Here is an 18571-nt window from a genome sequence, read left to right as displayed (position 1 = left end):
TCAGCTCAAGTAGTCGTCCAGGTGGCTGGACTCTTCTGCAAAGCGCTCGACCAGAAAATCGAGTAGGGCACGTACGCGGGGCGCCATGTACCGGTTGCGTTGATACAGGGCATGTACCGGCGCCTCCGCAGTTCGCCACTCCGGCAACAGGATCTTCAAGCGTCCTGCTCGCAGGTCTGCACCAATATCCCACAGCGATTTCATCGCAATGCCGTAACCGTGAACCGCCCATTCTCGAGCAACCGCGCCGTCATTCGTCTCGCGAGCGTTTGCGAGCGGGACCGTATAGTTTTCAACTTTGCCATTTCGGGTGAAGCGCCAGTCGTTCGCCGGCCCGGCAACAGAGTTGAGGACAATACAGTCGAAACGCTCCAGATCCCGTGGGTGCTCGGGGGCGTCATGCTTTGCAAGATAGTGGGGCGAGGCGCACAACACGCGCCGGTTGGGGGCCAACTGCCGGGCAACGAAGGAACTGTCCGGTGGCACACCAAATCGGATGGCGAGGTCGATATCGTCTTGCAACAAATGCGACAGCGAATCCGACAGCACTAACGCGAACTTCACCTCGGGGTATTGGGTGTTGAACTGGTCAAGCCAGTTCTTCAGCACGTTTCGACCGAAATCCGAGGTTGCGGAAATTCGCACCTTGCCCCCCACGACGCTTTTCCCGGCTTGTAGGAAGGCATGGCCATCATCGAGTGCCTGGAGTGCCTGCTGACAATAGGCCAAATACGCCTGCCCCTCATCCGTCAAGCGCAGGTGGCGTGTCGTGCGCTCGAACAGGCGCGTATGCAACACCGACTCGAGCTTGACCAGGCGCGCACTCGCGGCAGCGGGGGATAGTCCGAGTTTGCGGCCGGCGGCCGATAATCCGCCCAGATTGGCGGCTTCGACAAACAGCCTGATGTCGCCCAGGTAGTCCATGATATTTCGATAGTTTTTGAAAGTGATTCAAATAGTACGTCAATTATCAAATAAACGAGACCTGCACAGAATGGCGACATCAATCAACGACTGGAGACTCCTGATGTCATTTTTCCCTGTTGCACGCCTGACCCACGCACGTTGCTGGTTGTTCTCTTCCCTGGTCGCCATCACGGCGGGCCCCGTCTTCGCCGCGACCGATCCGCTCGTCCAGCCCCACACGGTGACCGTCGACCATAGCCTTGCGAAGGCGCAGGCCGACGCACAGATCCTGGCCGCACGCCGTTATGGCACGTTCTGGACCACCGGCGACGAAGCGCTCGCTCGCGCCGCCCTGGCACCCGACTTCAAGGATTCGACACTGCCGCCAGGTCGCCCCCAAGGCATCACCGGGCCGATCGCGGCATCGAAAACCATGCACGCGGCGATTCCTGATATCCAGTGCGAAGTGGAACAGATAATGGTGGTCGGCGACCGGGTCATCGCTCATTTGCGTTTCACCGGTCACTTTACCGGCCAGTTCAAGGGCGTTCAGGGCACAGGGCAGCCGATCGACTTCATCGCGACGGACATCTACCGCGTCGTCGAAGGTCGTATCGCCGAGAACTGGCATCTCGAAGATAACCTGACCCTGCTGCAACAGCTTGGCATGGTGAAGTAAGGGGGATCACGCTGATGGACATTGATCATGAATCCATTTGGCAGCGACGGTTATGTAGCTGACTCGTAGACACCGGCTCCATGAGCAGCTCGCGTATTGCCGCGGCCTGGAATGTTTCATGGGCCCTTGGCGTCAGGATACGGTACCCGGTTAGCCTTTTAGGGTGTTTACTTACAGTCAGGCCCTGCTTGTACAGAGAGGAGAGCATGATGAGTCGCGAACAGGTAGCACCCGAGACGAAAGGTGTGGCGGTGAAGTTACTTGCCACCGTTGACCTGGGTCCTGAGATCGAGGGCATGGCAGGGCGCCAATTTCGAATGCGTATGGTGACCATCGAGCCTGGAGGCGTCTTCGGGCCGGTTCACAACCATAAAGACCGACCGGGCATCGTCTACATTCTGCAAGGCACGATCACTGACCATCGAAATGGAGTCGCCACGGACTATGGGCCCGGAGTGGGCTGGCCAGAGGACAGGAACACCACGCACTGGCTTGAAAACAGAGGGACGGTTGCGGCGGTGGAGATCTCGGTCGATATTGTCAGGCAGGAGTGAGGTCAGCCTCAGGCGCCTCATTCCGACTATGCAATGCCCAGCCACACCTTGGGAAATTTCCTACAAGACGGCGGGATTAATCCTTCCAGGATGATCATCTTAAACCGCGACTATTGCTGCCTTCGGGTCTGCAAATCGGTTGATAAAGATGATCCTTCCACGTGTGCTGGTTATGGACAATCACGGGTTTCAGCGAAGCGTGCTGGTAAAGATGCTACAGCGACTCGGCGTGCACGATGTGCTGCAAGCGAGTAATGGCGAACAGGCGATGGTGCAGATGCACTTATCGGGCGGCGTCGATATTGTGCTCTGTGACCTGAGCGGCAATGGGCTCGATTGTCTGGAGTTTCTGCACTGCGCAAGCAAGACCGATATGGTCCGGGCCGTGGTTTTATTCCGCGAGTTGCAGCCTGAGTTGCAACGTGCAATTGGGCAAATGGCCTTGTTATCGGGTATCGAATTGCTCGGGATGCTTAGCCAGCCGTTAAAGCTGCGCTCATTGCACAAATTGCTACAGCGTTACAGTCGACCGCGCCGAACATCCTGGTCATGCACGATCGATATGATGAGCTACCGAGTGAGGATAATGTGCGGCGTGGCCTGGCGTTGGGTGAGTTTCGTGGGTGGTTCCAGCCCAAGTTATTGATGGACAGTGGTGAATTGGCCGGTGCAGAAGTCCTGGTACGTTGGGAGCATCCCGCTCGGGGCCTGCTGTTGCCGAAGGACTTTCTCGCGGCTGTCCTGGCCTACGACTTGATCGACGAGATGTTTAAACAACTGCTGGAGCAGGGGTTGTGTCTGCTGGGTGTACTGCGCCGCAAAAATGTGAGCCTTGAGCTAGCGTTCAACCTTCACGCTTCACAGTTAGCCAGCTATGAACTGACCGAACATATCCGGTATGCCTTGATGCGTCATGAGCTACCCGGATCCAGACTGTTATTCGAATTATCGGAAAATGGTTTGCTGGATTTGCAGCCAAAAACCCAGGAAAATCTGCTTCGCCTGCGAATGTTGGGCTGCGGCCTGTCTATCGATGATTTTGGCGTAGGCTTCTCCTCTTTGAAGTTACTGTGTCAGTTGCCATTCAATCAGATCAAGCTTGACGGTGAGTTTGTCCGAAACCTGGCTGAACCGCGAAGCCGGGCCATGGTTTCCAGTACCAAGGCGCTGGCTCACTCACTCAACATGAATCTTGTGATCGAGGGCGTGAGCAGCCAGCAAATACGTGATGTGCTGGTGCAGATGGATTGCAAGATCGGACAGGGCTATTACCTGGCGCGTCCCATGACCGGGCACTGTTTGTTGAAGTGGCTGGAAGAGCCTCGGAAGGCGCAGTGAAATCAGTGCTCAGATATTTCCTACAATTAAGCGCCGCTCGTGTATTTTTAGCCCGGGTCGGCCCGTTAATCATTCCATCGTTTTTAGCAACATGGACGTTCTCGTCACCGGATATCTTCGGCGTGCCTTACAGGGGTTCATATGTATAAAGCTTTGGTTGTGGACGATCACCCGTTCATTCGCTCGTCGGTCAAGATGCTTCTGAAACAGGAACAGTTCGAAGTGGTCGCGGAGGCAGGTAACGGTGCAGATGCGTTGCAGATGGCCCGTGAACATGAACCAGACCTGATCATCCTGGATATTTCCATGCCCAAGCTTGATGGTCTGGAGGTCATCAGTCGTATCTCTGCGCTGGGGATGCCGAGCAAAATTCTGGTGCTGACTTCGCAGTCGCCGCTATTTTATTCCATGCGCTGCATGAAGGCCGGAGCCGCGGGCTACATCTCAAAGACAAATGACCTGGATGAATTGGTCAAGGCGATCAAGGCAGTGATGTCCGGTTACACCTTCTTCCCCAACTTGGCGACCAGTTCCGTGCGCCGCAGCGACGCAGAAACCACGGATCTTGAGCTGATCCAAAGTTTGTCCGATCGCGAGCTGACGATTCTGCAACAGCTGTCCAATGGCTTGAGCAACAAGGAAATCGGCGACGCCATGCTGCTGAGCAATAAAACGATAAGCACCTACAAAACACGCCTGATCGAGAAACTCAGAGTGAAGTCGGTGGTGTACCTGGCTGATTTCGCCAAGCGTAACAACCTCGTCTAGATGAGTGCTTCTTTTCGAAAGTACCTCATTGCACTGATGCTTCTGTGTTCGCTGAGTAGCGTATTACCGGTGGATGCCGCTGAGCCGGAGCACTTGCATATTCTTGGGCGTTCGAGCGTTGAAGACTATCAGGTCAACCTGGATGAACAGGACTGGAGCTGGTTACGGCACAAGGGTTCGTTGGTGTTAGGTGATTCGACGCCAGATTACCCACCGTTCAGCATAAGCAATAAGAGTAATGAATACGAAGGGCTGACGGCCGACTATGCAAAGCTGCTTTCCCAGCTGTTGCACATCGATGTGAAAGTGCGCCGCTACTCGTCACGGGTCGAGGTAATCGATGCACTCAAGCGTGGTGAGATTGATTTGTTGGGTACCGCCAACGGGTTCGAAGCAACTGACCCGGAGCTGGCGATGTCGAAGGCCTACGCTCAGGATCAACCGACGCTGGTTACCCGTGCGGGCGATAGCCAGACACTCGCGCCGGACCTCGCAGGTAAAAAAGTGGCGATGTTGTATCACTACTTACCGCCCAGTGCGGTCGAAGCGTTTTACCCCAAGGCCTCGGTGCGTCTTTATCCTTCAACCCTCAGCGCAATTGGCGCTGTGGCTTTTGGTCAGGCCGATGTGTACCTCGGGGACTCGATCAGCGCCAATTACCTGATCAGCAAAAACTACCTGAACAATGTGCAACTGGCGGACTTCTCGCGTATGGAGGTCCAACCGTTCGCGTTCGCAGTGGCTGGCAGCAATAGCCGTTTGTTGCGTATCGTCAATGAGGCGGTGGACGCGATTCCGGTGACCGAGCGCATCAACATTCTGCGTCGCTGGAGCGCCGGAGGCAGCAGCATGCCAGGAGAGCAGCCGTTGCATTTCAGTGTCAGTGAGCAGCGATGGCTGGACAAGCATCCGCGAGTCAAAGTGGTGATCAACGATAGTTTCCTGCCGCTGACCTTCATGGACGAGCAGGGACGCTTTCGTGGCATCAGCGCAGATGTGCTGGCCAAGGTCAGCCTGCGAACCGGTCTGAAGTTCGATGTTCAGCGGGGTGATTCGGTCGGCAACCTGATCGATCAGGTCACCAGTGGCAAAGCGGATATGCTGGCCGCCATCACGCCCAGCGACGAGCGGGAAGGCGCGTTGCGTTTCACCAGGCCTTACTTGGTCAACCCGTTCGTGTTGGTCACTCGCGCTGGAACGCTCAAGCCCAATACGCTCGATGATATGGCAGGTATGCGCCTGGCGCTGATTCGCGGCAACGTGCTGCGCGAGTATCTGATCGAACATTTTCCGGAGGTGGAGCTGGTATCTGCCGAAAATGCCTCCGATGCCATGGAGCTGGTCGCTCAAGGCAAGGTCCAGGGTGCGGTCAATTCGCTCATCAGTGCTCGCTACATCATCTCCCGCCGTTACCGCGAACGCCTGCAGGTAACCAGTACCGTTGGCACCCAGCCGGCACTGATTGCCTTCGCTACGCAACGGGGCGCGCTGGAGCTGTATTCGATCCTTGATAAAGCACTGCTGAGTATTCCACCGGAAGAGCTGGACGAGTTGACGAACCGTTGGCGCAGTGAGGTCGTGGTGGATGATAGCTATTGGCTGCGCAACCGCACGGCGATCATTCAAGGTTTTTCGCTTGCGGCGGTGCTGCTGTTTCTGGCGCTGGCGTGGATTGCCTACCTGCGCCGATTGATGCGTCGGCGTGAACAAGCGGAGCTGGCACTCAACGATCAGCTGGAGTTCATGCGGGTATTGATCGACGGCACACCGCACCCGATTTACGTACGTGATCGGGAAGGTCGCTTGATGATCTGCAACTCCGGCTACCTGACGGTATTCGGTGTTGAGCGTGAAGCTGTCATCGGTAAAACCGTGATTGAGGGCGTGTTGAGTCACCCTGCGCAAGCTATGGGCTATCACCAGGATTACCTACAGGTCATGGAAGAGGGCGTGCCTCGCGTTCAGGACCGGACCTTGAGCATGCCCGACGGTCGAGCGCTGACCATTTACCACTGGATGCTGCCGTATCGCGGCAGTGACGGCGAAGTCAGCGGCATGATTGCCGGCTGGATTGATGTGAGCGAGCGGCAACGCTTGCTCGAGGAGCTGCGCGAAGCCAAGAAGGGTGCCGATGACGCCAACCGCGCGAAGACCACCTTTTTGGCCACTATGAGCCACGAAATTCGGACACCGTTGAATGCGGTGATCGGCATGCTGGAACTGGCCATGAAAAAAGCCGAGCAGGGCGTCACCGACCGGTTTTCCATTGAGGTGGCCTCCGGGGCCGCACGGGGATTGCTTGATCTGATCGGCGATATTCTCGATATCGCGCGCATCGAGTCGGGACGCCTGTCATTGAGTCCTGAACGTGCCAACCTGCGTGAGCTGCTGGAGTCCGTGATGAGGATCTTCGAAGGTCTGGCCCGGCAGAAACGCTTGCAATTGGTGTTGGATCTGGACGCTGGCGCGAACTGCGATGTGTTGATCGACCCCCTTCGCTTCAAACAGGTCGTGTCCAATCTGCTGAGCAATGCCATCAAGTTCACGTCACAAGGCCGGGTGGGTTTGAGTCTGCGTGTCGAGCCCGACACTAATGGCGAGCGCCTGCTTATAGCCTTGCAGATTGAAGACTCGGGCAGGGGGATTTCAGAGGAAGACCAGCAGCGCCTGTTCAGCCCTTTCTCCCAGGCAAGCAACAATAACCAGTCGGTGCGCAGCGGCTCCGGATTGGGGCTTGTGATCAGCCGGACTCTGTGTGAAATGATGGGTGGCCAGTTGGTTCTGACGAGTCAGTTGAACCAGGGCACGAAAATCGACATTACGCTGAACCTGTTGACTCTGGCGCCATTGGCTCAGGCAGCCGTCGAGGATGAGGAGCCGGATCAAAAAAACCAGGCATTGAATATTCTGGTGATCGACGATTACCCGGCCAACCGCCTGTTGTTGTCACAACAACTGAGCTATCTGGGGCATAAGGTCAAGGACGCTGAAGACGGTGCGCACGGCTTGCGTGCCTGGCGCAGCCAACGCTTCGATGTCGTGATCACTGACTGCAACATGCCGATCATGAATGGCTATGAACTGACCCGGGCCATCCGTGACGAAGAGCGCACGCGAGGCTTGGTGCCGAGCCTGATTCTCGGGTTCACCGCCAACGCCCAACCTGAAGAAAAGATCCATTGCCTGGAGGCGGGAATGGACGATTGTCTGTTCAAGCCCATCAGTCTCAAAGACCTTGGCGCGCGACTGTCATCGGTAACGCCAGACACCGTGTCGATCCCGGCGCAAGAAGATCGAATGGAGAGTGACGACGGCTTCGACCTTTCCAGTCTCGAGCAACTTACCCGAGGCGATCGAGCCTCAATCAATAGTCTGTTGGGGGGACTTGGCCAGCAGCAACGAAGAGGACATGGCGCGGCTGATGCAACTCTTCACTCAGCATGACATGCAGGGACTTTCGGATCTTGCCCACCGCGTCAAGGGCGGCGCGCGGATCATCAAGGCCCACAGCCTGATCCAATGCTGCGAAGTGCTGGAGGAAGCCTGCAACGGGCTCGATTCTGCGGTGTTGACCGAGGCGGTGGATGTACTGCACCAGACAATGGAAAAGCTGGCGCTGAGACTGGAGCTGCGCTTCGAATAAGGAGCTATGACGCGGTGGTGAGCAAGCTCGTTCGTGAAGTGCACGCGCTTGCTGACAACGCCACGGCGTGAGCCAAGAAGAGCCTTTTTCTCGGTTTCATCATTGGGAAATGTCCTACATAGTTGGGTAGTAGCTTCGGATAGTTTGTTGGACATGTCGCATCTTGAGTGTCCAAGCGAGGCTGTCGAAATCATGTCCACCCAACTGAAAATATTCGTTGCCGATCCGCAGCGTGCCCAACGCCCCCGCATTGAAAAACACGTCCATACACTGGGCTATTACCGTGTTATGCCGACGTCCTCTTTTCGCCCAAGCCTCCCGCAACTGATTTAAGCCACTTTTTGCAACAGCCTTGAATTATCAGGGCAAGGAGTTCTATCGCCTTTTAAACGGCTTTTCTAACGATTCGAGTATTGAAATATGTATGAGCTGATTCGGGAGAGGTCCCGGATTAAACGTGATTTGATTTGGAGCTGTTGATGACTATTCAACCTGTATATCGCCGTGCGATTAACTGGACGGCGCTGTTAGCGGCCAGTTTGGCGTTGAGTGCCTGTGCCAATGTCCCCGCGCCGGATGACCAAATGGTGTTGTCCAGAAATGCAGTGAGTCGTGCCGTGTCCGCCGAGGCAACGCAGTATGCGCCGCTGGAAATGAAAGCCGCTCAGGACAAGATGTTTCTGATGGAACGTGCCATGGGCGAGCGTAATTACGTTCAGGCACGGGCTCTGGCCGAACAGATCGAAGTGGATGCAAACCTGGCCGAGCGCAAGGCACGCACCGTGAAGTGGCAGCAGCAATTGCAACAGTCCCGCGCTGGCATTCAGGTGCTGAAACAGGAAATGCTCCAGGCCCCGGATACGGGCTTTAACCCAACTGCCACCGACGCCGAGTGAGGATACGATTATGTGTAGATCCATGATGTTCCCTGGCATTTCCCTGTTGGTGCTGACGATTGCCGGGTGTGCCGTACCGCCGATCAACAGCCACTTGCAGCAGGCCCGCGAGCAATTCAGTTCGTTGCAAGGCAAGCCTGAGTCTCAGACGCTGGCGGCACTGGAAACCAAAGAAGCGTTCAACGCCCTGAACAAGGCGGACGCAGCGTCCAACCAGAATCGTCGCGACCCGGCAATCGACCAATTGGCCTACTTGGCCAGTCAGAAAATAGCCCTGGCCGAACAGACCATTCTGGGGCGCGAAGCTGAGGCAAAGCTGAAAAACATCGCCGCTGAGCGCACTCAGGTTCAACTCGATGTGCGTACTCAGCAGCTTAAGGCGTTACAGGCGATGAAAGCCAAACAGACGCCGCGTGGGCAAGTGATTACCTTCGGCGATGTGCTGTTCGACACTGGCAAGGCTGATCTCAAGTACGGCAGCCAACGGCAGCTTCAGCAACTGGCGAACTTTTTGCTCAGCAACCCTGAGCGCAAGGTTCGGGTAGAAGGCTTCACCGATGACGTCGGCAGTGCGCACTCCAATCAGCAACTATCGGAACGGCGCGCAGCGTCTGTGGCTTCGGCGCTGGTGCGCCTGGGCATCGATCGCCAACGGCTCAGCACCCAGGGTTACGGCGAGGAATTCCCGGTTGCCGACAATGGCAATGCCGAGTCGCGCCAGCATAATCGCCGGGTCGAAGTCATTGTCTCCAATGCCGCGGCCAGCGTCGGAAATCGCAACTGACCAGTGCTCTCTCATTGTCTTGAAGCCCGCTGCCCATCTATGGGATGCGGGCTTTTTAATGGGCGTCGGTTTTGTAATGTCGAAGTTTTTCACTCGCCACATGGAACGAATTTCCTAGGAAATTTCCTACAAACGGAGGGGAAGGTGCCTACGTTTGCAGCCTGGGTAGAAGGCGAATATAGCCCCGTCGCCCAAGGCAGATGGTTTGATCTTATCCACGACGCATCCAGCGTCTGGCAAACCATCGAGGCATACGCGACAGGTTTCAAATTCTTTCTTTTTGGAGTTGTCTCATGAATCGCAAAGCCCTCGCTCTCGCCGTGCTGGTTGCAGCTACAGGTACTCAGTTCGCCAATGCCGCCGACGGCACCATCAACTTCAACGGTGAACTGGTCAACCAGACATGCACCATCGCTGTTGACGGTGTGGTGACTCCAGCCGTTGCCACTGTAACCCTGCCAACCATCTCTACCAGTCTTTTGAACGCTGCCGGACAGGCCGAAGGCCGTACCGGTTTCAACATCCAGCTGACTAACTGCGTAGGTGCAGCGACTACCGCAGCCGCTTTCTTCAATTCGGGTTCGACGGTTGACCCGGTCAGCGGCAACCTGAACAACATGACAGGCACTGCGACCAACGTGCAGCTGCAACTGGTCGACGCCCAAGGCGGCGCGATCATTCAGGCGGGTAACACCAACCAGAAGACCCAGACTACCCGTAACACTATCGATGCCACGGGTGCGGCCACCATGCCGTACGCCGTTCAGTATTTCGCTACCGGCACCACCACGCCGGGCACCGTGGTCAGCTCCGTGACTTACAACGTCGACTACCAATAAGCCACGTCCACGGCAGCGCGCTCTCGTCCAGGAGGGCGGGGGTGCGCCACCGTGAGGCTGATGAGGTGCATGATGAATTATGCAAAAACACTTCGCTGTGGTGTGTTGGCGATGCTTGCAGGCTTGATCTGTTCCCAAGCCATGGCCGGTGTGGTGATCACCGGAACCCGACTGGTTTACCCGGCGGGTCAGAAAGAAATCACCGTCAAATTGAACAACAACGGTACTCGTCCGGCCCTGGTGCAATCCTGGGTGGACAGTGGCGATATAGATTCCAGTCCTACCAGTTCGAAAGCACCGTTTGTGCTCTCGCCGCCGGTATCGCGTATTGACCCGAGCAAGGGGCAAAGCCTGCGCCTGATGTTCACAGGTGCGGCCTTGCCTACCACTAAGGAGTCGGTGTTTTGGCTCAACGTGCTGGAGATTCCACCCAAGGCTGAAGGCCCGGTGGATCTGAACGTATTGCAGATGGCCTTCCGTTCACGGATCAAGATTTTCTACCGGCCTGATGGCTTGCAAGGCAAGCCGACTGACGCTATTGCGCAGTTGCAATGGAAGCTGGTCAAGGTTGATCAAGGCTTTGCTTTGCAGGCCTACAACCCGACGGCCTACCACGTTTCCCAGGTCGAGTTGACTCTGGTGGCGGGCAATCAGCGCTATCCAAGCGAAGATGGCATGGTCGGCCCGGGCGAGAGCAAATCGTTTGCGATACCCACCCTCAAGGCCATGCCGGCGACGAGTGCTCAAGTGCAATTCAACGCCATCAACGACTACGGCGCATTGTTGCCCACTCAGCAAGTTCTGAAGCCTTAACCCTTACGCGAACGTTCCTGCGCACGAGTAGCCTATGACCACTTTATTCAGCCACGGGGCGACCCTGCGGGCTCGGCCTCGCTTTGCCTTGAATCCATTGACGGCGCTGATTCTCAAAGCCTTTGCGGTTGCTCCGGGGATTTTTGCAGCACAGGGCGCGCTGGCTGAAGACGTGCAGTTCAACGATGTGTTCCTGCCACAAGACTCGCGCAGCCTGGACCTGACTCAGTACCAGAAAGGCAATCCGGTTCTGCCAGGTGAATACCGTGCCGATGTGGCGGTCAATGGCCGGCTGGTGAGCCGTCAGGATATTCGCATCAATGCAGAAGCCGATGGCAGCAGCCCGACCATCTGTATCAACCGTGGGCTGTTGGAGTTGATAGGCGTTGATTTGCGCAAGCTAAGCCCCGAGGCGACGCTAAGCCTGGAAAGCGGCAAACAGTGCCTGGACCTGGCGCAGTTGATTGAAGGGGCGAGTGCGAGTTTTTCGCCGTCCACGCAGCAATTGGATCTAAGCATTCCTCAGATTGCCCTGCGCCGTGACGCCCGTGGCTACGTTAGCCCTGAGTTGTGGGACCGTGGTGTGACCGCTGGCACCCTGAACTATAACGTCAACGCCAACCACAACAAGACCCGTACCGGAGATTATGATTCGGCCTACATGGGCTTGAATACCGGCCTGAACGTGGGTGACTGGCGCCTGCGTCACAACGGTTCGCTGAGCTGGGACAAGATCAGTGGTCCGGATTACCAGACGCTGAATACCTACGCGCAGCGCGATATTACGTCGCTCAAAAGCCAGCTGACCGTCGGTGAATCCAACACCAGCGGCGAGATTTTCGACACCGTGGCCTATCGTGGCATGCAGTTGGGTACTGATGACCGGATGTTGCCCGAGTCCCAGCGCGGATACGCGCCGGTGATTCGCGGTATTGCCCGTACCAGCGCCCGAGTGGCCGTGCGTCAGGCTGGCAACCTGTTGTATGAAACCACCGTGGCGCCGGGAGCCTTCGTTCTCGATGATCTGTACTCCACGGGTTACGGTGGTGATCTGGACGTGACTGTCTACGAAGCGGACGGTAGCGAGCAGCACTTCATTGTTCCCTATGCCTCGACCGCGCAGTTGCTGCGTCCGGGGACTTCGCGTTTCAGCGTCACTGCCGGTGAAACGCGCAACAACTACATCACTCAGCAGGCCCAAGTGCTGCAAGGCACTTATCAGCGTGGCCTGAACAATACATTTACGGGATTTGGGGGCTCTCAAGTCAGCGACGACTACATGGCCGTGCTCAGTGGTCTGGCGTTTAGCACTCCGATTGGTGCCATGGCGGCGGACATCACGCATGCTCAGACTGATCTGCCAAGCGGTGCTGCCAAAGGCCAGAGCCTGCGTTTGTCATATAGCAAAAACATCCTCAGTACAGGCAGTAACTTTGCGGTGGCAGCCACGCGGTTTTCTACCGAGGGTTACCTGGATTTCAACAATGCCGTGCAACTGTTGGATGCCGAGCGTAGCGGTTTGGATACCAGCCTGTTCGGACGTCCACGCAGTCGTTTTTCGCTGACCGCCAACCAAAGCCTCGGTGATTGGGGCCAGGTCGCATTCAGTGGCTTTACCCAAAATTACTGGAACCTCCCGGGCAGCGATGTGCAGTACCAGTTCAGCTACAACAAGCAGGTCAATTCGGTCAGCTATGGTGTCAGCGCCAACCGCAGCCGCATTGGCCTGGGCGACATGGAAAACAACCTGTTGTTTACCGTCAGTATGCCGTTGGAGTTCGGATTCTCGATCAACCGGCCACAGCTGTCGGCACGGGTCATGCGCGACAATAACGGCAGCTTCAGTGAGCAGGCGACCCTGAGCGGCACGGCCGGTGAGGATCGCCAATATAACTACGGCGTCACTGCCGGCCACGAAGGCGCAAGTGGTACCAGCAGCACTTCGCTGAATGGTCAGTACATCAGCCCTAAAGCTATCGTCGGCGGAACACTGAGTCGGGGCGAGGGCTATGACAGCATGTCGCTCAATGCCAGCGGATCGGTGGTGGCTCACCCGACCGGCGTGACCTTCACCCCGTATCGCGGTGAAACCATGGCAGTGGTCAGTGCGCCGGGAGCCGAGGGTGCGAAAGTCGTCGGCTTCCCGGGTCTCAAGCTTGATGGTCGGGGTAATGCAGTGGTGCCTTACTTGCGTCCTTATGAACTTAACGAAGTAGCGATCGATCCGTTGGGCACTTCGCTGGACGTCGAGTTGACCGAAACCAGTCAGCAAACCGCTCCGCGTGCCGGTGCTGTGGTAGCACTCAAGTACGGCACCAGCAATGGCCAGGCATTGTTGCTCAACGTGACCTTGATCGATGGCAGCCCGCTGCCGTTCGGTGCCGGTGTGGTCGATGATCGCGGAGTTTCTGTGGGTGTGGTCGGGCAGGGCGGTCAGCTCTATGCGCGAGTCAAGGAAGACGCCCGCCGACTGTTGATCAGTTGGGGGCCCCAGGTTGGTCAGCAATGCGCCTTGCCCCTGCCGCCTGGCAAAAGTGATGGCAAACAACTGCGACAGGTGGATGCCGTGTGTTCGGCCGCACAACCCGATAATCGCGTTGCTTCTGTGAACAGCGCACAGGAGATCAAGTGATGAACATGATGCAAGTGTTGAAGTTGAGTGCGGCGCTGGGATTGTCGTCGGTCGTGGGGACGGCGATGGCCGACTGCAACTTTGTTGACGGCACCTCTACTCTGATCAGGACCATGCCGTTGCTGGGTGGCAATATTACGGTGGGACGTGATGTGCCCTTGGGGACCGAGGTGTATCGGCAGACGTTTTCACCTTCTACCGGCTTGAGAATTAGCTGCTCGTCCGGGCTATACAACATTGAAAGGCGTCGCGGACTGCCTGTTTTGCCGCTGCCTTTGTCAAGTTGGGTGGGAGTACCTTGGGGGGGGCATGTCTATCAATCAGGGGTGCCGGGCATCGGTGTGGCTATTTGGTACGCTGGTACTCCACTTCCGTTCTCCGAAAGCTTTATAAACTGCGGTGGCGGTACAGCTAACTGTGTCTGGGGTGTCCAATCAACGGTGGCATTTGATGTGTCATTCATCAAAATCGGCGATGTATCTCCGGGGACCATTCAAGGTTCGCAACTGCCCACCGCCGACCAGAAATGGGTGAGCAGTAATACGCTTGATGTTTCACGCGTCAATTTCTCCGGAAGTATCAATGTCGTATCCAGGACCTGTGAAACACCGGATGTCACGGTACCCATGGGCACGCATATGACCAACGAGTTTTCCGGGCTGAACAGTTTCACACCGTGGAAGGATTTTTCCATTGCGCTGAATAACTGCCCTGCTTTTTACGGTACGCAGAGAGGCGGCGGCCCAAGGTGGGGGAGCGATGGTACGGTGACCCCGCGTACCCCTGATGCAAACGTGCTAATGCTGCGTCTGGATGCAACACGGCCTGCGATCAATCCGTCCCTTGGTATCCTGAGCCTCAACCCCAGCGCTCCCGGCGACGCTGCTGAAGCAACCGGAGTCGGTGTGCAGGTGGCTTACAGTTCCGGTCCCCCTTTGCCCTTGGCCACCCTTGGCCCCAGCGGCGTTATCCCGCGAGCTCTGGAGGGCGCGAGCTACACCATCCCGCTCAAGGCTCGCTATATCCTGACCGCAGGGAACATTTCAGCGGGCCCCGCCAATGCGTCTGCGGTTTTCACCATCAATTACCAATAGGAGTCGAGCGCATGCCTAAGCTCCCGTTACGTGTACTGGTGCTTGAGGATCACTCCTTTCAGCGATCGGTTGCGGTCAATATGCTGCACCAGCTTGGCTGTAGTGAAGTATTCCAGGCGGCTGACGGTGCTCACGCGCTGGAGATCCTGAAAGAGGTTGGTCCGGTCGACATTGCGTTGTGTGATTTGCGCATGGAGGGGATGGACGGTCTGGAATTTTTTCAGCGGGCGGGTCTTTCCGTGCTAGTGGGCTCGATCATTATCAACAGTTCGTTGTCGGCTGATCTGCGCCGAACAGTGCAGCAGATCGTTTCTTTGCTAGGCCTTGAGTTTCTGGGGGATCTTGGTAAACCCGTTCAGTCCAGCGAGTTGAAGGCCTTACTGATTCAGTATCTGGTGGCTCCTAAGGTAGATGTCGTCTCCCAACCGTCGCCGCAGCTGGCGAGTGAAGATGAAATTCGTTTGGCTTTATCCCGACAACAATTGCAGGCGCACTACCAACCAAAACTTGATCTGCTGACCGGGGAAGTTTGCGGAGTTGAGGTGTTGGCTCGCTGGATCCACCCGCTCAAGGGGACTCTGTCTCCAGCGGTGTTCATGCCGGTAATGGAGCGTTGCGGGTTATTGGATGAGCTATTGCTCGGGCAGATGCATCAGGCCTTGCAGATGCAACAGCAGGCGCAGGGCCTGGGTTTCAATTTGAACATTGCTTTTAATCTGCAAACGGTCCAATTATCCAATAGCAAACTGACTACCCTTATAAAGGAAATGTTGGCTCATCATGCGGCGCCGGGATTCGGCCTGACATTCGAGCTTACAGAAAGTGGTTTGCTGGAAGCGCCAGTCACGAGTCTCGAAAGCCTGGTGCGCTTGCGGATGATGGGTTGCCGATTATCCATTGATGATTTCGGTGCGGGCTTTTCATCGATGCAACGCCTGTGTCAGTTGCCGTTCAACGAAATCAAACTCGACGCTGAGTTCGTCCGCACCTTAAATGAAGAACCGCGTTGTCGGGCGGTGATCAGTAGCACTCTGGCCCTTGGTGCAAGTCTTGGCATGTCTGTGGTGATCGAAGGTATTGAGACTGAGGAGCAGCGCGAGCAGCTGGTTACGCTCGGTTGCAGGCAGGGGCAGGGGTACCTGTTTGCCAGGCCCATGAGTGGTCCTGAGCTATTGCGATGGCTACCGATTGCATCCGCTGCATGACACAACCTAGAGCTTTTCGGCGAGAGCGCTGGAATGTTTTCGAGGCATTGGCGAAGGAGAGGGCGAATGCTCCATGGCTAACTCCCCAAATGAGTCGGCCGTGTCGATATAGCGCATGGCCGATTTCATGTCCTTCCAGCCGACGTACGTCATCAGCGATTTTACATCCCAGCCATTAGCGGTAGCCCAGGTCGCAAACCCTCGACGCAATGAGTGGCTGGTGTACAGCTCGCCGGGCACGCCCGCTCGGCTAAACACCCGACGCAGCAAAGGGATCAGGCTGTTGGCATTCAGGCCATCCTCCGCCAGGTGCCCCCAACGATCGAGTTTTCTGAAGACCGGCCCTCGCGCAATGCCCGCGACGGTAATCCAGTTCACATAGGCCTGGACGGGGCAGAGCTTCTTCAAGGCCGGTGTGCGGAAGGTCGTTCCCAAGTGCTGGCGATCGCCTTTGCTGTGCGGCAGATAGAAGGTGATGCCCACACCTGTTTGCGCCTGGGTGTGCTCCACCTGTATTCGCGATAACTCATCGCCGCGAAAACCCCGCCAGAACCCGATCAGCATCAACGCGATATCCCGCCGACTGCGCAACATCCCCGTCAGGTCGTGCCGCGCGGCGGCCTGTTCCGCCTCTCGTTCCAGCCACTGAACAGCGTGTTCCAGGTGCTGCAGGAGCAGGGGAGCCGCCTGTTTTTCCCGGGCCGGGTGCAAGGCCCGAATGCCCTTGATCATCTGCCGCACGGCCGGTGTCTTGGTCGGATCGGGAAAGCCCTGGGTGATGTGCCATTGGGCGAGGGCGGCCAGACGCTGCTTGAGCGTGCTGACGGTGTGCTGGTCGGCGTATTCCGCCAGGTAGCGCACGATGCTGTCCCCGGTTGCCGGCAGAAAGCCGCCCCACGTCACTTCGAAGTGCTCCACTGCGGCGCGGTAGCTGCGCCGGGTGTTTTCCCGGGTGCCCGCCTGCAGGTAGCGATCAACCTTGCTCATCTCGACCCATCTCCCCGCGAACGTACCTTTTCCGGCCGTGGAAAAGACGATTTTTGTTTATCTGATGCGATAACGCTCGATTACTTTATCAGATGACTGCGGTTTTATAGGTCTTTACTTCACGCAAAAATAGAACGTAAATACATGGTATGTAAAACAGTATGAAATCGTAGGAGCAAAAAATGGCCCGTGGCGGTGTAAACAAGGCAATCGTGCAGAAAGCACGCGAGGCGCTGCTGGCTCGCGGAGAGAATCCGAGCATTGATGCCGTGCGGGTTGAACTCGGAAATACTGGCTCGAAAACCACAATTCATCGCTATCTGAAGGAGCTCGATGAGGTTGATCAGCGCCGAAAAGCGCCTCAACAGGGGCTCAGCGACGAATTGAACGAGTTGGTGGCGCGGGTGGCGCAGCGCCTGGCAGAGGAGGGCGAGGAGCAGATTGAACAGGCACTCGCGGCTTCGCGGGCCGAGAAAAGCGAGTTACTCGAACAGCTTCAGGCCAGTCAGGATGCACTGCGACAACTCCAGCAACAGTTCGATATCCAGCGTAGCGCCCTGGATACAGAGTCGACCGAACTGCAGACCTGCCGTACGACATTACAGGCCGAACAAACCCGCAATGCCCGGCTGAGTCAGTCCAATCTGGATCTTGAAGCGCGGATGAAGGACAAGGACGAGCAGATTCGTTCGCTGGAGGAAAAGCACCTGCACGCACGTGATGCGCTAGAGCACTACCGTGGAGCGATCAAGGAGCAGCGCGAGCAGGAACAACGCCGCCATGAAGGGCAGTTGCAACAGGTCCAGATGGAGCTGCGCCATCTGCAGCAAACGCTGATCATCAAACAGGATGAGCTGACTCAGTTGAATCGGGACAACGAGCGTTTATTAACCGAAGCTCGCCAGCAGCAGAAGGCGTATCTGGATCAGGAATTGGTCAAGGAGCGCCAGACGGGCGAAATAAACTCGCTCAAAACCCTGGTCGCGCAAGGCGAGGGTGGCAAACAGGTGTTGCTGGATCAGGTCAGCACTTTGCAGCACAACATTAATGAGCTGGCTGATGCTCTGGAGAAGAGATCACTAGAGGCGAACGACCTGGCAGAAGAGCTGGATGCTGCTCGAGCAACTATCGCAAAAAATGTCGATGGCTAAGGTGCATCAAGCTTTCGACCGATGCTGGGTAGGTCGCGCGACATTCTGCGAAAGCATAGCCCTCGCAGAATGTATGTGGGGAGCTTATTCGACGGCTTTAACCATGTCTTCGATGACCTTCTTGGCATCACCGAAGACCATCATGGTCTTGTCGAGGTAGAACAGTTCGTTGTCCAGGCCGGCATAACCGCTGGCCATCGAGCGTTTGTTGACGATGATGGTCTTGGCTTTGAAGGCTTCGAGAATCGGCATGCCGGCAATCGGCGATTTCGGGTCGTTCTT

18 protein-coding genes are annotated in these 18571 nt (G+C 56.6%); 15 read left to right on the top strand and 3 right to left on the bottom strand.

Annotated elements, in window-relative coordinates; all coding sequences use genetic code 11:
- A complete protein-coding gene (locus AC1DIH_RS05005; RefSeq protein ID WP_477770834.1) occupies positions 1 to 924 on the bottom strand; it encodes a LysR family transcriptional regulator in 924 nt (307 codons plus the stop codon).
- Between the two features lie 103 nt (positions 925 to 1027).
- Here AC1DIH_RS05005 and AC1DIH_RS05000 point away from each other — a divergent pair, with 103 nt between their 5' ends.
- The 14 genes from AC1DIH_RS05000 (at position 1028) to AC1DIH_RS04935 (ending at position 16151) form a co-directional block, all read left to right on the top strand.
- Positions 1028 to 1585, top strand: a complete 558-nt coding sequence (locus AC1DIH_RS05000; RefSeq protein WP_477770833.1) for an ester cyclase — start codon at positions 1028 to 1030, stop codon at positions 1583 to 1585.
- A gap of 209 nt (positions 1586 to 1794) precedes the next feature.
- The gene (locus AC1DIH_RS04995) at positions 1795 to 2139 is read left to right on the top strand and encodes a cupin domain-containing protein (RefSeq protein ID WP_477770832.1); all 345 of its coding nucleotides are present in this window, start codon (positions 1795 to 1797) and stop codon (positions 2137 to 2139) included.
- Positions 2140 to 2287: 148 nt separating this feature from the next.
- Positions 2288 to 2785, top strand: a complete 498-nt coding sequence (locus tag AC1DIH_RS04990) for a response regulator (RefSeq protein ID WP_477770831.1) — start codon at positions 2288 to 2290, stop codon at positions 2783 to 2785.
- Positions 2689 to 3477, top strand: a complete 789-nt coding sequence (locus AC1DIH_RS04985; RefSeq protein ID WP_477770830.1) for an EAL domain-containing protein — start codon at positions 2689 to 2691, stop codon at positions 3475 to 3477. The genes AC1DIH_RS04990 and AC1DIH_RS04985 overlap by 97 nt, the downstream gene beginning before the upstream one ends.
- A 141-nt stretch (positions 3478 to 3618) precedes the next feature.
- The gene (locus AC1DIH_RS04980; RefSeq protein ID WP_477770829.1) at positions 3619 to 4245 is read left to right on the top strand and encodes a response regulator; all 627 of its coding nucleotides are present in this window, start codon (positions 3619 to 3621) and stop codon (positions 4243 to 4245) included.
- Complete coding sequence (locus tag AC1DIH_RS04975; protein ID WP_477770828.1) at positions 4246 to 7689, top strand: transporter substrate-binding domain-containing protein; 3444 nt, start codon at positions 4246 to 4248, stop codon at positions 7687 to 7689.
- Positions 7655 to 7888 carry an Hpt domain-containing protein gene (locus AC1DIH_RS04970; RefSeq protein WP_477770827.1) on the top strand — a complete coding sequence of 78 codons (234 nt, stop codon included), beginning with the start codon at positions 7655 to 7657 and terminating at the stop codon, positions 7886 to 7888. Before AC1DIH_RS04975 ends, AC1DIH_RS04970 begins: the two co-directional genes overlap by 35 nt.
- Before the next feature lie 479 nt (positions 7889 to 8367).
- Positions 8368 to 8784, top strand: a complete 417-nt coding sequence (locus tag AC1DIH_RS04965; RefSeq protein WP_427528943.1) for a DUF4398 domain-containing protein — start codon at positions 8368 to 8370, stop codon at positions 8782 to 8784.
- Positions 8785 to 8794: 10 nt separating this feature from the next.
- Positions 8795 to 9568 (top strand): OmpA family protein, encoded by a 774-nt coding sequence (locus AC1DIH_RS04960; protein ID WP_477770826.1) that lies wholly within the window; start codon positions 8795 to 8797, stop codon positions 9566 to 9568.
- A gap of 293 nt (positions 9569 to 9861) precedes the next feature.
- Positions 9862 to 10407: a fimbrial protein gene (locus AC1DIH_RS04955; RefSeq protein WP_477770825.1), complete on the top strand. Its 546-nt coding sequence runs from the start codon at positions 9862 to 9864 to the stop codon at positions 10405 to 10407.
- Between the two features lie 72 nt (positions 10408 to 10479).
- On the top strand, positions 10480 to 11220 hold the full coding sequence (locus AC1DIH_RS04950) for a fimbria/pilus periplasmic chaperone (RefSeq protein ID WP_477770824.1): 741 nt from the start codon (positions 10480 to 10482) through the stop codon (positions 11218 to 11220).
- 34 nt (positions 11221 to 11254) lie between these two features.
- Positions 11255 to 13852 carry a fimbria/pilus outer membrane usher protein gene (locus AC1DIH_RS04945; protein WP_477770823.1) on the top strand — a complete coding sequence of 866 codons (2598 nt, stop codon included), beginning with the start codon at positions 11255 to 11257 and terminating at the stop codon, positions 13850 to 13852.
- On the top strand, positions 13852 to 14946 hold the full coding sequence (locus AC1DIH_RS04940) for a fimbrial protein (RefSeq protein WP_477770822.1): 1095 nt from the start codon (positions 13852 to 13854) through the stop codon (positions 14944 to 14946). Before AC1DIH_RS04945 ends, AC1DIH_RS04940 begins: the two co-directional genes overlap by 1 nt.
- An 11-nt stretch (positions 14947 to 14957) precedes the next feature.
- Positions 14958 to 16151 carry an EAL domain-containing response regulator gene (locus AC1DIH_RS04935; RefSeq protein WP_477770821.1) on the top strand — a complete coding sequence of 398 codons (1194 nt, stop codon included), beginning with the start codon at positions 14958 to 14960 and terminating at the stop codon, positions 16149 to 16151.
- Between the two features lie 6 nt (positions 16152 to 16157).
- On the opposite strand, the gene AC1DIH_RS04930 is transcribed toward AC1DIH_RS04935, so the two are convergent.
- Complete coding sequence (locus AC1DIH_RS04930) at positions 16158 to 17138, bottom strand: tyrosine-type recombinase/integrase (RefSeq protein WP_477770820.1); 981 nt, start codon at positions 17136 to 17138, stop codon at positions 16158 to 16160.
- A 182-nt stretch (positions 17139 to 17320) separates the two neighbouring features.
- On the opposite strand from AC1DIH_RS04930, the gene AC1DIH_RS04925 reads away from it, so the two are divergent.
- Entirely contained in the window at positions 17321 to 18289 is a 969-nt protein-coding gene (locus AC1DIH_RS04925; RefSeq protein ID WP_477770819.1) for a DNA-binding protein, read from the top strand.
- An 84-nt stretch (positions 18290 to 18373) separates the two neighbouring features.
- Here the strand turns inward: AC1DIH_RS04925 and AC1DIH_RS04920 are convergent.
- A partial coding sequence (locus AC1DIH_RS04920; RefSeq protein WP_477770818.1) for an NAD(P)(+) transhydrogenase (Re/Si-specific) subunit beta occupies positions 18374 to 18571 on the bottom strand: 198 nt, incomplete at its 5' end.

The sequence above is a fragment of the Pseudomonas sp. 05N36 genome (genome assembly GCF_056397385.1).
The sequence above is the reverse complement of the archived record's forward strand: the minus strand, read 5'-3'. Positions and strand labels throughout refer to the sequence as shown.

Excerpts from the sequence above, each read along its gene's own strand:
- AC1DIH_RS05005 (WP_477770834.1), bottom strand. The coding sequence starts at position 924 with ATGGACTACCTGGGCGACATCAGGCTGTTTGTCGAAGCCGCCAATCTG.
- AC1DIH_RS05000 (WP_477770833.1), top strand. The coding sequence starts at position 1,028 with ATGTCATTTTTCCCTGTTGCACGCCTGACCCACGCACGTTGCTGGTTG.
- AC1DIH_RS04995 (WP_477770832.1), top strand. The coding sequence starts at position 1,795 with ATGAGTCGCGAACAGGTAGCACCCGAGACGAAAGGTGTGGCGGTGAAG.
- AC1DIH_RS04990 (WP_477770831.1), top strand. The coding sequence starts at position 2,288 with ATGATCCTTCCACGTGTGCTGGTTATGGACAATCACGGGTTTCAGCGA.
- AC1DIH_RS04985 (WP_477770830.1), top strand. The coding sequence starts at position 2,689 with ATGCACGATCGATATGATGAGCTACCGAGTGAGGATAATGTGCGGCGT.
- AC1DIH_RS04980 (WP_477770829.1), top strand. The coding sequence starts at position 3,619 with ATGTATAAAGCTTTGGTTGTGGACGATCACCCGTTCATTCGCTCGTCG.
- AC1DIH_RS04975 (WP_477770828.1), top strand. The coding sequence starts at position 4,246 with ATGAGTGCTTCTTTTCGAAAGTACCTCATTGCACTGATGCTTCTGTGT.
- AC1DIH_RS04970 (WP_477770827.1), top strand. The coding sequence starts at position 7,655 with ATGGCGCGGCTGATGCAACTCTTCACTCAGCATGACATGCAGGGACTT.
- AC1DIH_RS04965 (WP_427528943.1), top strand. The coding sequence starts at position 8,368 with ATGACTATTCAACCTGTATATCGCCGTGCGATTAACTGGACGGCGCTG.
- AC1DIH_RS04960 (WP_477770826.1), top strand. The coding sequence starts at position 8,795 with ATGTGTAGATCCATGATGTTCCCTGGCATTTCCCTGTTGGTGCTGACG.
- AC1DIH_RS04955 (WP_477770825.1), top strand. The coding sequence starts at position 9,862 with ATGAATCGCAAAGCCCTCGCTCTCGCCGTGCTGGTTGCAGCTACAGGT.
- AC1DIH_RS04950 (WP_477770824.1), top strand. The coding sequence starts at position 10,480 with ATGAATTATGCAAAAACACTTCGCTGTGGTGTGTTGGCGATGCTTGCA.
- AC1DIH_RS04945 (WP_477770823.1), top strand. The coding sequence starts at position 11,255 with ATGACCACTTTATTCAGCCACGGGGCGACCCTGCGGGCTCGGCCTCGC.
- AC1DIH_RS04940 (WP_477770822.1), top strand. The coding sequence starts at position 13,852 with ATGAACATGATGCAAGTGTTGAAGTTGAGTGCGGCGCTGGGATTGTCG.
- AC1DIH_RS04935 (WP_477770821.1), top strand. The coding sequence starts at position 14,958 with ATGCCTAAGCTCCCGTTACGTGTACTGGTGCTTGAGGATCACTCCTTT.
- AC1DIH_RS04930 (WP_477770820.1), bottom strand. The coding sequence starts at position 17,138 with ATGAGCAAGGTTGATCGCTACCTGCAGGCGGGCACCCGGGAAAACACC.
- AC1DIH_RS04925 (WP_477770819.1), top strand. The coding sequence starts at position 17,321 with ATGGCCCGTGGCGGTGTAAACAAGGCAATCGTGCAGAAAGCACGCGAG.